This is a genomic window from Cellulosimicrobium sp. I38E (genome assembly GCF_001647255.1).
GTDB classification, from domain to species: domain Bacteria; phylum Actinomycetota; class Actinomycetes; order Actinomycetales; family Cellulomonadaceae; genus Cellulosimicrobium; species Cellulosimicrobium cellulans_E.
On record NZ_LUAZ01000016.1, the window covers coordinates 1 to 12,264 of the forward strand.

The 12,264-nt window shown below is 74.7% G+C and carries 12 protein-coding genes; 8 read left to right on the forward strand and 4 right to left on the reverse strand.

The window, feature by feature from the left end:
* From A0J59_RS04880 to A0J59_RS04895, 4 genes are all read left to right on the forward strand, one after another.
* Positions 1 to 487 (forward strand): hypothetical protein (locus A0J59_RS04880; RefSeq protein ID WP_064315401.1); only part of this gene is annotated, 487 nt, incomplete at its 5' end.
* An 85-nt stretch (positions 488 to 572) separates the two neighbouring features.
* Entirely contained in the window at positions 573 to 1,913 is a 1,341-nt protein-coding gene (locus A0J59_RS04885; protein WP_064315402.1) for a M20/M25/M40 family metallo-hydrolase, read from the forward strand.
* Between the two features lie 59 nt (positions 1,914 to 1,972).
* A complete protein-coding gene (locus A0J59_RS04890; RefSeq protein ID WP_047233088.1) occupies positions 1,973 to 3,460 on the forward strand; it encodes an MFS transporter in 1,488 nt (495 codons plus the stop codon).
* Positions 3,457 to 4,056, forward strand: a complete 600-nt coding sequence (locus A0J59_RS04895; protein WP_064315403.1) for a hypothetical protein — start codon at positions 3,457 to 3,459, stop codon at positions 4,054 to 4,056. The genes A0J59_RS04890 and A0J59_RS04895 overlap by 4 nt, the downstream gene beginning before the upstream one ends.
* A gap of 43 nt (positions 4,057 to 4,099) precedes the next feature.
* Here the strand turns inward: A0J59_RS04895 and A0J59_RS04900 are convergent, their stop codons facing one another.
* Positions 4,100 to 5,362: a DUF6350 family protein gene (locus A0J59_RS04900; protein ID WP_064315430.1), complete on the reverse strand. Its 1,263-nt coding sequence runs from the start codon at positions 5,360 to 5,362 to the stop codon at positions 4,100 to 4,102.
* Between the two features lie 81 nt (positions 5,363 to 5,443).
* Between A0J59_RS04900 and A0J59_RS04905 the strand changes: the two genes are divergently transcribed.
* The gene (locus A0J59_RS04905; RefSeq protein ID WP_064315404.1) at positions 5,444 to 6,289 is read left to right on the forward strand and encodes a patatin-like phospholipase family protein; all 846 of its coding nucleotides are present in this window, start codon (positions 5,444 to 5,446) and stop codon (positions 6,287 to 6,289) included.
* Complete coding sequence (locus A0J59_RS04910) at positions 6,286 to 7,344, forward strand: 1-acyl-sn-glycerol-3-phosphate acyltransferase (RefSeq protein WP_064315405.1); 1,059 nt, start codon at positions 6,286 to 6,288, stop codon at positions 7,342 to 7,344. The genes A0J59_RS04905 and A0J59_RS04910 overlap by 4 nt, the downstream gene beginning before the upstream one ends.
* A gap of 103 nt (positions 7,345 to 7,447) precedes the next feature.
* Here the strand turns inward: A0J59_RS04910 and sucD are convergent, their stop codons facing one another.
* From sucD to A0J59_RS22030, 3 genes are all read right to left on the reverse strand, one after another.
* Complete coding sequence (gene sucD / locus A0J59_RS04915; protein WP_047233084.1) at positions 7,448 to 8,338, reverse strand: succinate--CoA ligase subunit alpha; 891 nt, start codon at positions 8,336 to 8,338, stop codon at positions 7,448 to 7,450.
* Between the two features lie 37 nt (positions 8,339 to 8,375).
* Positions 8,376 to 9,545, reverse strand: coding sequence for an ADP-forming succinate--CoA ligase subunit beta (sucC, locus tag A0J59_RS04920; RefSeq protein ID WP_047233083.1), 1,170 nt, complete (start codon positions 9,543 to 9,545; stop codon positions 8,376 to 8,378).
* A 174-nt stretch (positions 9,546 to 9,719) separates the two neighbouring features.
* Positions 9,720 to 11,249 carry an OmpA family protein gene (locus A0J59_RS22030; protein WP_064315406.1) on the reverse strand — a complete coding sequence of 510 codons (1,530 nt, stop codon included), beginning with the start codon at positions 11,247 to 11,249 and terminating at the stop codon, positions 9,720 to 9,722.
* Between the two features lie 196 nt (positions 11,250 to 11,445).
* On the opposite strand from A0J59_RS22030, the gene A0J59_RS04930 reads away from it, so the two are divergent.
* On the forward strand, positions 11,446 to 11,667 hold the full coding sequence (locus A0J59_RS04930; protein ID WP_047233082.1) for a helix-turn-helix domain-containing protein: 222 nt from the start codon (positions 11,446 to 11,448) through the stop codon (positions 11,665 to 11,667).
* Between the two features lies 1 nt (position 11,668).
* Positions 11,669 to 12,244: a Clp protease N-terminal domain-containing protein gene (locus A0J59_RS04935; protein ID WP_064315407.1), complete on the forward strand. Its 576-nt coding sequence runs from the start codon at positions 11,669 to 11,671 to the stop codon at positions 12,242 to 12,244.
* Positions 12,245 to 12,264 lie beyond the last annotated feature (20 nt).

The following is a 12,264-nucleotide window of genomic DNA, read 5'->3' on the forward strand; positions in this document are numbered from 1 at the left end:
CCCCCCTCCCCCGCCGGGGTGGCCGGACCTGGACGCGCCCACCGACCGCCGACCGCCGGCGCCACCCGAGCCGCCGGAGCCGGACCCCGAGCTCGCCCGGCAGGCGACGCGGCGCGTGCTGCACTTCGGTCTGCTCCTGCTCGCGGTGATCGTCGTGAGCACGATGCCGTTCCCGTGGCAGGCCGTGAGCCTCGCGCTCGCGCTCGGGGCGATCGTCGTGGGCATCCGCGCGCTCGTGGCCGTCTGGCGGGCACGGGTGCGCGGTGCCCTCGTCCCGGCGCTGGGCATCGGGGTCGGCCTCTCGGCCATGCTCGCGCTGCAGATGGTCTCGACCCTCGTCACGTGGGACGTCGCGCTGGCGCACCAGCAGTGCCTCGACGGCGCGATCACCGTCTCGGCCGAGAAGCGCTGCGACGTCGAACGGACCCAGGCGCTCGAGGAGAAGTTCGCCCGCTGGTTCCCCACGCCGGCCCCCGCGTCCTCCTGACCGCCTCCGACGCCCCGGGACCGTCCGCCGACACGGCCTGAGACTCCGTCACCTGCTCGTGACATGGAGTCTCTAGGGTGAGCGCATGACGACCGCCTCCGTGTCCCCCCGGCCCGGTGCCGACGAACGCCTCGCCCGGCTCATCCGGATCCCCACGGTGTCCGCCGAGCTGGAGGAGCGAGGCCTCGCGCCCTTCGACGAGCTCGTCGACCTCCTGCCCGAGCTCTACCCCCTGGTCCACGAGCACCTCGACCGGGAGCGCATCACCGAGCTCGGGCTGCTGTACCGGTGGCGCGGCCGGTCCGACGAGGCGCCGCTCGTGCTCATGGCGCACTACGACGTCGTCCCGGTCGACGAGAGCGACGCCTGGACGTACCCGCCGTTCGAGGGTCGCGTCGCCGGCGGCTGGGTCCACGGGCGCGGCGCGCTCGACGACAAGGGGCCGCTCGTCGTCGTGCTCGAGGCGGTCGAGAACCTCCTCGCCGCAGGCTTCACGCCCGCGCGGGACGTCTACCTGTCGTTCGGCGGCAACGAGGAGTCGCACGGCGCGGCCGCGGCGGCGATCGCGACGACGCTGCGCGACCGCGGCGTGATCCCCTGGCTCGTGCTCGACGAGGGCGGCGCGGTCACGGACTCCCCGCTCCCCCTCGTCCCCGGGAGCGCCGCGATGATCGGCGTCGGCGAGAAGGGCGTGCTGACGCTGCGCCTCACCACGCGCGGCGAGGGCGGGCATTCGTCCGCCCCGCCCACGACGACGGCGGTCCGGCGGGTCGCGCGCGCCGTCGAGCGCCTCGGCCCGCGCACCTTCCCCGCGCGCACGCCCGTCGCGATCTCGCGCATGCTCCGGCTCTTCTCCGACCGCGCGACCGGACCGGCGCGCACCGCGCTGCGCGCCCTGGCCGCCGCGCCGCCCGTGTCCGCGCAGACCTTCGCCGCGATGGGCGGTGAGGCCGCGGCGATCGTCCGCACGACCGTCGCACCGACGATGCTCTCCGGCGGCACGGCCGCCAACGTGCTGCCGTCGCAGGCGTCCGCGACCGTCAACCTGCGGATCGCGCTCGGCGAGACCGTCGCGGGCACCGTCGAGCGCGTCCGGCGGCGCGTCGACGACCCGCAGGTCCAGATCGAGGTCGTCGAGGGCAGCGAGCCCTCCCCCGAGTCCCCCGTCGACGACGAGCGGTTCGCCGTCCTCGCCGCGTGCGTCGGCGTCTCGCACCCCGACGCGCTGCCCGCCCCGTACATCACGATGCAGGCGACCGACGCGCGGCACTTCCACCGGTTCTCCCCGGCCGTGTACCGGTTCGCGCCGCTCGCGATGTCCGCCGAGCTGCGCGCCACCATCCACGGCGTCGACGAGCGCGTCGAGGTCGCCGAGCTCGAGCGGGGCGAGCGGTTCCACCGCGCGCTCCTCGAGCGGCTACCCTGACGCTCCCCCACCTCCGGGGCGTGCGACGACGCGCGCCTCCCCACGCAGAAGGAGCAGCGATGGCTCGCTCGCTCACCGGGCGCCTCGCGGGTTCGACCCTCGCCGGCGTCGTCGGGTTCCTCGCCTTCGTCGAGCTGACGAGCGGCGTCCTCCAGGGCTACTACACGCCGATGCTCACGGACATCGCGCGGCACCTCGGCGTGCACGACGCCGACGTGAACTGGCTCGAGGGCTCCCAGCTCATGCTGTCCGCGCTCGTCGTGCCCGCGCTGGCCAAGCTCGGCGACATGGTCGGCCACCGCCGCATCCTCCTGTGGTCGACGGCGGTCACGGCGGCCGCGTCGCTCGTCCTGCCGTTCACGGACTCGTTCGCGGTGTTCCTCGTGGCGTGGGCCGTGCAGGGGTTCTACGTCGTGTGGCTGCCGCTGGAGATCGCGCTCGTCTGGTCGCGAGCCCGACGCCTCGCGAACCCCGCCGCCGTCACCGCGCGGGCCGCGGGCGTCCTCGTCGCGGCGCTCGAGACCGGCGCCATCGTCGGCGCGCTCGCCGGCGGCGCGCTCGTCGACGCGCTCCCGCTGCGCGTCGTGCTCCTCGTCCCCGCGCTGCTCGTCGTCGTGTGCTTCGTCGTCGTGCTGCTCGGCGTGCAGGAGTCGCCCGACCCCGCGGGCGGGCGCTTCGACACCGTCGGCCTCGTGCTCGTCTCGCTCGCGCTCCTCGCGCTCACGGGCGGCCTCAGCCTGCTCCGCCTCGAGGGCGTCGTCGCGTTCGCGCCGTGGGCGCTCGTCGTGCTCGGCGCCGCGCTGCTGTGGCCGTTCGCCCGGTGGGAGCTGCGTCAGGACGACCCGCTCGTCGACGTGCGCATGTTCCGGTCCCCCACGCTGGGCCCGGTGTTCCTCACGGCCGGGCTGTTCGGCGTCTCCGTGCTCGGCGCCCAGGCGCCGCTGTCCACGTTCGCCCGCACCGACCCCGCCGAGCACGGGTACGGCCTCGGTACGACCGGCTTCCAGACGTCCCTGCTCATCGGCGTCTACCTGATCGGCATGATCGTCGGCGCGCTGTCCTACCCCCGGGTCGCCCGCCGCGCGACGCCGCGCCTCACCCTGGTCGGTGCGTCCACCCTCGTGGGTCTGGGCTTCCTGCTCTTCCTGCCGTTCCACGGGACGTACGCGCACGTGCTCACCAACATGGTGATCGTCGGGCTCGGCTCCGGCGCTCTGGTCGCCGCGCTGCCCGCAGCCGCCGCGGCGGCCGCGCCCCCGACCCTCACGGGCGTCGCGACCGGCCTGACCAACTCCGTGAAGACCGTCGGCGGCGCGATCGCCTCCTGCGTCTTCGGCATCGCGCTCGCGGGCGCCGCGCTCCAGGGCGGCGCGACCGGGAGCACGGCCGGCTCGTTCGGCGGGTACGTCACCGTCTGGGTCGTCTGCGGCGCGACGGCGCTCGTCGCCGCGGTCCTCCTGCTCGCCGTCGTCCCGCGTCAGGCCTTCACCGACCCCGCCGCCGCAGCCCCCGTCGAGGGCGCGCCCAGCGCACGGTCCGCGGCGTGACCGCCCCGACCCCGCCGCTCGCCGGCCCTCCGCCGTCGCTCCCGTCCGTGGACCGAGAGGGTCTGCGCCGCGGAGTGTCCCCGTGGCGGTGGCTCGCGGTCCCTGCCGCGGTCCTCCTCGCTGCCGTGGCCCTCGTCGTCTGGGCGATCGTGCTCTATGCGAACCACGACAGGCTCGAGCTCGTCGAGGACGACAGGATCCTGGCCGCCGCGGCGGACCCCTGCGCGCAGGTCCAGGAGGCCGGAGCGACGCTCGCGGTCGCGACGACGCCCGAGGATCGCGCCACCGCTGCGCTCGACGTCGCACAGGCAGCCCGTCTGCTCACCACCGCCGTCGGTGCGGTGCCCACGGACGTCCTCGACGCCGACAGGCCGGCGCGGTCGTGGGCCGACGACTGGGCGGCTCTCGGGGACCGCCTCGAGACCTGGTCGGCGAGCGTCGCCGCCGGCGAGGACGTGCGCTTCGAGCTCCCGCTCACCGAGGACGGCTGGTCCGTGGTGACACGGATGGACCTCGCCGCCCCGCCCGACTGCCCCGTCCCGACATCGGTGGTCGACCTCGACACGACTCCGCCCTCCACGCCACCGCTCGACTGACGAGAAGCACCGCCGACGGCTCCCTCTCGGAACCGTCCCGGCGTCAGGCCTCGTCGTCGAGGGGGTCGCCGTGGCGGCGTCCCAGCACGTCGAGGCGCGCCCACAGGACGGCGAGCGCGGCGCCGCCGCCGATCTCGGCCGCGGCGAGCGCGCCGACGACGAGGGCGTCGGCGCCGACGACCTCGAGCCGCCCGGGCCCGACCGCCCCGCCCGCGAGCCAGCTCACGACGCCGACGAGCAGTCCGGCGCCGAGCGCGACCCCGCCCACGGCGAGGCCGACGTCGAGCCACCGGACGTCGTCGTCCGGGTGCGTCCCGGTCACGTCGCGCAGGCGGCGCCACACGAAGGCCCCGGCCACGACGCCGAGAGCGACGACGACGGCCGGCACCCAGGGCGTCAGGGGGTTGGTCCAGTCGTCGCCGGGCAGGGCGCCGAGCAGCGGGATCGCCGGCAGCGCCCCCGGCTCGGAGCCGCTCGGGGCGAACGTGCTGCCCTCGCCCACGGCGAAGCCCGGGCCGACGAGCCAGGCCCCCGCCCAGGCGACGACGTTCGGCAGGACGGCGAGCTGGGCGAGCGCGAGCACGATGCCGCCGACGGTCCCGGGCACGAGCCCGGCGACGATGTCGCCCGACGTCGCGCGGCCGGCGACGAGCCACGCCCCGACGACGACGGCCGAGACGCCGGCCAGCAGGCTGGTGCCGAGCAACCCGCCGCGCAGTCCGAGCCGCACCGACGGCGGGAGCCACACGTCGAGCCGGTGCGTGAGGTCGCCGACGAAGGGAGCGTCCGGCCGCGCGAGGATCCCGGCGCCGAGCCCGAGCCCGCCGACGAGCGCACCCCCGACGACCGCGACCGCGAGGCCCCAGGGCGGGGTGGACCCCGCGAGGAGCGCGACGCCCAGCGTCGCGACCGCGTAGGTCACGGTGCCCGCGACCCACGCGGACGTCGTCGTGTGCGCGGACCGGCGCGCGGACGCGAAGCAGCAGAACAGGGCGAGCGCGGTGAGCCCCAGCGGGACCAGGGTGACGGTCGTCCCGCTCGCCACGAGCGGGACCCCGTGGCCGAGGAGCCAGAAGCCCGCGGCGATCGTCACGGACTGCCCCCACCCCGTGCCCTCGGACGACCCGGTGGACGACGCGAGGAAGGCCACGACGCCCGGCAGGACGACGACCGCGAGGGACAGCGCGAGCGCCTGGAGCGCGGCGAGCACGCCCGACGGCCCGCGCCGGACCACGACCGGTGCGGGGGCCGGGCTGCCGTCCACGGTGCGCGTGCGCGCACCACGCGTCGTGCTGGTGGTGCTCATGGTGCCCATCGTCGTCGATCGAGTGGTCGGTACGTGGCATTCGCCCCGGCGCGCCAGCCTACCCGCGCCTACGATCGGTCCATGACGACGGCGCCCGCCCCCACCGCGTTCGTCCTGGGTGGCGGTGGCGTGCGCGGCGCGGTCCAGATCGGCATGCTGCGCGCTCTGCTGGAACGCGGCATCACGCCCGACCTGGTGGTCGGGACGTCGATCGGCGCGATCAACGGGGCGGCGCTCGCGGCGGACCCGACGCCCGCCGTCGTCCCCCGCCTCGAGTCCGCCTGGTCGTCGCCCGCGGCCGCGCAGGTCTACGGCGAGGCGTGGTACCGGCAGGTGCACCGGCTCGCGACGACGCGCACCCACCTCGCCAGCCCGGCTCCCCTGCGCGCGCTCCTGCGCCAGGTGCTCGGGGAGCGCACGACGTTCGCGGACCTCGCCGTGCCGCTCGTCGTCGCCGCGGCGTCGATCGAGCGCGCGGCCGAGCGCTGGTTCAGCGACGGCCCGCTCGTCGACGCCGTGCTCGCCTCGGCGTCCGTCCCGGGCGCGCTGCCGCCCACGCGCATCGGGGACGAGCACTACGTCGACGGCGGCGTGGTCTCCTCGATCCCGCTGGGCGAGGCCGTGCGCCGCGGCGCCCGCACGGTCTGGGTGCTCCAGGTCGGCCGGATCGAGGAGCCGCTGCGGCCCCCGCGGACCGCGGTGGAGGTCGCGAAGGTGACGTTCGAGATCTCCCGACGGCACCGGTTCGCGCGCGAGCTCGCCGAGGTCCCCGACGACGTGACCATCCACGTCCTGCCGAGCGGCGGGCCGCTCCCCGGCGACGACCGGCTCTCGTCGTCGCGCCGGCTGGACACGACCCGAGCGCGCGCCGCCTCGTCGTACGCGGCGGCGCGCCGCTACCTGGACGAGCTGGGCGGCGACGCGTGAACGTCCCGCCCCCGCCCCGATGGGTCCGCCGGCTGCTGCTCGCGCCGGCCGTCGTCGTCCTCGCGGTCCTGCTCGTCCCGACGAGCATCATGCTCGTCCTGCTCGTCGGCGGCATCGTGAGCTGGGCGCTGCCCGGCCGCCTCCGCGCGCCGCGCGTGCTGTGGCTCGCGAGCTTCTACGTCGTGTGGGACGCCGCCGCGATCGTCGCGCTGTTCGGCCTCTGGGTGGGCTCGGGGTTCGGGTGGGCACTGCGCCGCCCGGCGTTCCGGCGCGCGCACGTCCGCCTCGCGGGCACGATGCTCTCGGTGCTGTTCTGGCAGGTGCGCTGGACGCTGCGGCTGCGGATCGACGTCGACCTCAGCGAGGCCGACGGGCTCGACGGGGCCCCGGTGCTCGTGGTGAGCCGCCACGCGGGGCCGGGCGACTCGTTCGTCCTCATGGACCGGATCGTCAACGCGGCGGGCCGCGAGCCGCGCGTCGTCCTCAAGGACACGCTCCAGTGGGACCCGGCGATCGACGTCCTGCTGCACCGCGTGCCGGCGTACTTCGTGGTGCCGCGCTCCCGGCGACCGCACGGTGCGCCGTCGGGCAGCGAGGCGGTCGCCGAGCTCGCCACCGACCTGGCGCCGGACTCCGCCGTGCTGCTCTTCCCCGAGGGCGGGAACGTCACGCCGCGCCGCCGCGACGCGCGCATCGCGGCGCTGAGCGCCTCCGGGGAGGACGACCTCGCCCTCCTCGCCGAGGGGATGCCGCACGTCATGGCGCCGCACGTCGGCGGGTTCCTCGCCGCGCTCGACGCGACGCCGACGACGGGCGTGGCGGTCGTCGCGCACACGGGCCTCGAGCGCCTGGTCACGGTGCGCGACATCTGGCGCGAGCTGCCGATGGACAAGCGCCTCACGCTCAAGATCTGGGCGACGCCCCGCGAGGCGCTCCCGGCGGGCGACGAGGAGCGCGCCGCGTGGCTCTACGCGCAGTGGGTGCGGCTCGACGCGTGGCTGGCCGCCTCGGGCGCACCGACGGTCCCGAGCGGCGACCGCGACCCGGCCGCCTGACGAAGGGCGCCGGCCCGGACGCACGACGCCCCGCGACCGGCGGAGCGGTCGCGGGGCGTCGGGTGCGAGGACCCGGGTCATGGGTCCTGCGATGGAGCCAGGGTCAGGCGAGGACCTCGCGCAGGAGCGCGGCGGTCTCGGACGGCGTCTTGCCGACCTTGACGCCGACGGCCTCGAGGGCCTCCTTCTTGGCCTGCGCGGTGCCCGCGGAGCCGGAGACGATCGCGCCGGCGTGGCCCATCGTCTTGCCCTCCGGGGCGGTGAAGCCCGCGACGTAGCCGACGACCGGCTTCGTGACGTGCTCCTTGATGTACGCCGCGGCACGCTCCTCGGCGTCGCCACCGATCTCGCCGATCATGACGATCGCCTTGGTCTCGGGGTCGTTCTCGAACGCCTCGAGCGCGTCGATGTGCGTGGTGCCGACGATCGGGTCGCCGCCGATGCCGATGGCGGTCGAGAACCCGAGGTCCTTGAGCTCGTACATCATCTGGTAGGTCAGCGTGCCCGACTTCGACACGAGACCGACCGGGCCCTTGCCCGTGATGGTGTGCGGGGTGATGCCGGCGAGCGACTCGCCCGGCGTGATGATGCCGGGGCAGTTCGGGCCGATCATGCGCGTCTTCTTGCCCTGGAGGTAGGCCCAGACCTCGGCCGTGTCCTGGACGGGGACGCCCTCGGTGATGACGACGATGAGCGGCATCTCGGCGTCGACGGCCTCGATCGCGGCGTCCTTGGTGAACGCCGGCGGGACGAAGAGGACCGACACGTTCGCACCGGTCTCGGCCATGGCCTCGGCCACGGTGCCGAACACGGGGAGCGTGACGTCGTTGCCCTCGTGGTCCTTGTGCGTGACGGTCGTGCCGGCCTTGCGGGCGTTGACGCCGCCGACGATCTGCGCGCCCGAGTCGAGCATGAGGGCGGTGTGCTTGGCACCCATCCCGCCGGTGATGCCCTGGACGATGATCTTGGAGTCGGAGTTCAGGTAGATCGACATGGTGTTCTCTGTCTCAGCTTTCCGCGTCTTCGGGCGATCAGGCGTTGGCCAGCTCGGCAGCCTTGTCGGCCCCGCCGTCCATGGTCTCGGCGAGGGTCACGAGCGGGTGGTTCGCCTCGCGCAGGATCGCGCGGCCGAGGTCCACGTTGTTGCCGTCGAGGCGCACGACGAGCGGCTTGGACGCCTCGTCGCCGAGGATCTCGAGCGCGCCCACGATGCCCTTGGCGACCTCGTCGCACGCGGTGATGCCGCCGAAGACGTTGACGAACACCGACTTGACCTGCGGGTCGTTGAGGATGACGTCGAGGCCGTTCGCCATGACCTGCGCGTTGGCGCCGCCGCCGATGTCGAGGAAGTTGGCCGGCTTCACGCCGCCGTGGGCCTCGCCCGCGTACGCGACGACGTCGAGCGTGCTCATGACGAGCCCCGCGCCGTTGCCGATGATGCCGACCTCGCCGTCGAGCTTGACGTAGTTGAGGCCGTTCGCCTTGGCCTTGGCCTCGAGCGGGTCGGTCGACTCCTTGTCCTCCAGCGCCTCGTGGTCCGGGTGACGGACCTCCGACGCGTTGTCGTCCAGCGTGACCTTGCCGTCGAGCGCGATGATCGAGCCGTCCTCGGTGCGGACGAGCGGGTTCACCTCGACGAGCGTCGCGTCCTCGGCCGTGAAGACGGTCCAGAGCTTCTCGATGACCGCCGCGACCGGGGCCTTGAGCTCCTCGGCGAAGCCGGCGGCGTCGACGATCTCGCGCGCCTTGGCCTCGTCGATGCCGACGATCGGGTCCACCGCGACCTTGGCGAGCGCCTCGGGGCGCTCGACCGCGAGCTGCTCGATCTCCATGCCGCCCTCGACGGAGCACATGGCGAGGTAGTTGCGGTTCGACCGGTCGAGGAGCACCGAGAAGTAGAACTCCTCGGCGATCTTGGCGCCCTGGGCGACCATGACGCGGTGGACCGTGTGGCCCTTGATGTCCATGCCGAGGATCTCGGACGCCTTCTCGGCGGTCTCCTCGGGCGAGTGGGCGAGCTTGACGCCGCCGGCCTTGCCGCGGCCGCCGGTCTTCACCTGGGCCTTGACGACCACGGTGCCGCCGCCGAGCTTCTCGGCGCCCGCGCGGGCCTCCTCGGGCGTCGTCGCGACGACCCCGCCCAGCACGGGCACGCCGTGCTTCTCGAAGATGTCGCGCGCCTGGTATTCGAACAGGTCCACCCTGCTGCGTCCTTCCGTCTGATGCGCCGTGTGCGGCATGACCGATGTCTCGACATCAAGACATCCCTGTACAGGGTAGCCCGGGAAGGCCGGGGCTCCTATCGCTCGGCGGGGACGACGGCCGGCGCCACGTGTTCCGTTCGTCACGCGGCGTCCGCGCGGGCGCCACCGGGGTCAGTCCGCGACCGGCACGTCCACGAACCGCACCGGCGTGCTGCCGTCCGAGACGGACGTCGAGCCGTCGGGCACGTCGACGACGACGGTGTCCGAACCCGTGTCCGGCCAGACGACCGTCACCCGGGACGTGACGCCCGGGTCCAGGGACCCGACCTGCAGGTCCGCGAGGACGTTGCGCCCGTTGAGGTCGTAGAACGTGGGCTCCACGAGGTAGTCGACCGGGTAGACGCGCACACCGCCGTCGAGCAGCGTGACGTTGCTCGCGCCCAGGAGCCCGCTGCCGAGGTCACCGCGGCCGTCGCGGACGGACCCGAGCACGCTCACGAACGTCGCGTAGTCCGTCCCGTCGTTGCGCACGTCGAGCGTGCCGACGAGATAGCCGCCCGCGCGCCGCACCTCGACGAGCCCGACGTGCAGGCTCTGGACGTCACCCACCGTGTCGTGGTGCTCGAGGGTCGCGCCCCCCAGACCGTCGACCGTCGGCCCCTGGGCTGCGGCGACCTCGCCGGTCGGTCCCTCGACGACGACGGGCTCGTCGGAGGCGGTGAACTCGACCGTGACCCGGCGGTTGAGGGAGCGCGCCTCGTCGGTGAGCTCGGTCGTGACCGGCTCGCGCTCGCCGCGGCCCTCGACGCGCACGTCGAACCGGCCGAGGTCCGTGACCTGCCCCAGCCGGTCCGCCACGGCTCGCGCCCGGCGCTCCGACAGGTCCTGGTTCGCGGCGTCCTCGCCCACGTCGTCCGTGTGCCCGACGACCACGAGCTCGCCGTCCGCCGCGAGCGCCAGCTCTCCCGCCACCGCCTCGAGCGCGGAGTCCGCCTCTGGCCCGAGGTCGGCGGAGTCGACGCCGAACAGCACGTCGGAGCTCACGTTGACGCTGACCTTCTCGCCCGTGTCGCGCGTGCGGACGGCGTCGTCGGCCGTGGCGCTGTACGTCTCGAGGACGGCGGTCGGCGCCACGACGTCGTCGACGCCGGACGGGGCGAGGTCGGCGACCGGCACGGTGAGACCGTCGGCGTCGGCCGCAGCCACCACCGGGACGTCCTCGACGAGACCGAGCGACGGCACGAGGACCGCGGTGGTCGGCGCGCTGGGCGCGTCGAACGCGACGAAGCCCACGACGGGCTCACGACCCGGCGCGATCATGTACTGCTCGCCCAGCTCGGCGAACGCCTTCCCGGAGCCCGATCGCGCCGCCTCGCGGACGACACCGGCGTCGAGGTCGACCAGACGCACCCCGTCGAAGGAGTCCTCCTGGTCGGCGATCGCCCGGTTCCCGAACACGCTCCCGGTCAGCAGCGACCCCTCGCCGCCGCTCGCCCCGACCTCGATGCGCAGGACGCCGAGGTCCCCGTCGACCACCACGGGACCGACCGTGCCCTCGAGGTCGAGACCGAGGACGTGGCCCCGGACGGGGACGGGGGTCGGGTCGGTCGAGAGCGCGGGCGCCTCCGAAGCGGTCGCCGCCGGACCGGCGTCCGAGGCGTCGGCGCCGCAGCCCCCGAGGGCCAGGGCGAGGACCGCCACGACGGAAGCGGCGCGCGCCGCCCTCCGCGTTCCGTACCGGTGCTGCATCGCGAGATCTCCCCTGTCGATCGACGGCCCGCACGCTCGTGCCGCGCGGCGGCACGACACTAGCCGACCGGTCCCGACCCCCGGATCGAGGTCCGCCGTCGTCAACCTGTGTTGACAGAGGGCGTCGCGTCAACCTAGATTGACAGCCATGGAACCCGTCGACATGGACGCCGCGAGCAGCACCGACCCCGACACGGGGCTGCGTGCCGTGCGCTCGCTGCGCGTGCTCGCCGAGCGCCTCGAGGCGCTCCAGGTCGAGCACGCCCGCGCGCTCGGCTGGTCGTGGCAGGAGATCGCCGACCGCCTCGGCGTCACCCGCCAGGCCGTGCACAAGAAGTACGGCGCGTCCCGCACCACCAGGAGGTCATGACATGTTCGAACGCTTCGCCGCCGACGCCCGCGAGACGGTGGTCGGCGCCCAGGAGGTGGCCCGCTCGCGCGGCGACGACGCCATCGACGCCGTGCACCTGCTCCTCTCCCTCGCCGGCCAGGACGGCAGCGCGGGCGCCACCGCGCTCGCCACCGTCGGCGTCACGACCGACGACCTCGAACGCCACGTCGACTCCGCGAGTCGTCACGACACGCTCGACGGTCCGGCCCTCGCCGCCCTCGGGATCGACCTCGACGAGATCCGTGCGCGCACGGACGCGGCCTTCGGGCCGGGGGCGCTCGACCGCGCCCGCGACGACGAGCGCCGTCGCGGGCGACGCAACCGGCGCTCGCACATCCCCTTCACGCCCGAGGCGAAGAAGGCGCTCGAGCTCTCGCTGCGCGAGGCCGTGCACGAGGGGTCGCGCACCATCGACTCGGGCCACGTCCTCGCCGCGGTCGCGCGGGCGAAGGGCTCGACGGCGCACCGCGCGCTGGTCGACGCGCTCGCGGAGGCGGGGTCCGACGTCGCAGGCCTGCGCGCTGCGCTCGCGGCGCCGCACCGCCAGGCCTCCTGACCCGGCGTGACCGGTCCCCT

Bases quoted from the DNA above. Each gene is read 5' to 3' on its own strand.
- A0J59_RS04885 (WP_064315402.1), top strand. From the start codon at position 573: ATGACGACCGCCTCCGTGTCCCCCCGGCCCGGTGCCGACGAACGCCTC.
- A0J59_RS04890 (WP_047233088.1), top strand. From the start codon at position 1,973: ATGGCTCGCTCGCTCACCGGGCGCCTCGCGGGTTCGACCCTCGCCGGC.
- A0J59_RS04900 (WP_064315430.1), bottom strand. From the start codon at position 5,362: ATGAGCACCACCAGCACGACGCGTGGTGCGCGCACGCGCACCGTGGAC.
- A0J59_RS04905 (WP_064315404.1), top strand. From the start codon at position 5,444: ATGACGACGGCGCCCGCCCCCACCGCGTTCGTCCTGGGTGGCGGTGGC.
- sucD (WP_047233084.1), bottom strand. From the start codon at position 8,338: ATGTCGATCTACCTGAACTCCGACTCCAAGATCATCGTCCAGGGCATC.
- A0J59_RS04930 (WP_047233082.1), top strand. From the start codon at position 11,446: ATGGAACCCGTCGACATGGACGCCGCGAGCAGCACCGACCCCGACACG.
- A0J59_RS04935 (WP_064315407.1), top strand. From the start codon at position 11,669: ATGTTCGAACGCTTCGCCGCCGACGCCCGCGAGACGGTGGTCGGCGCC.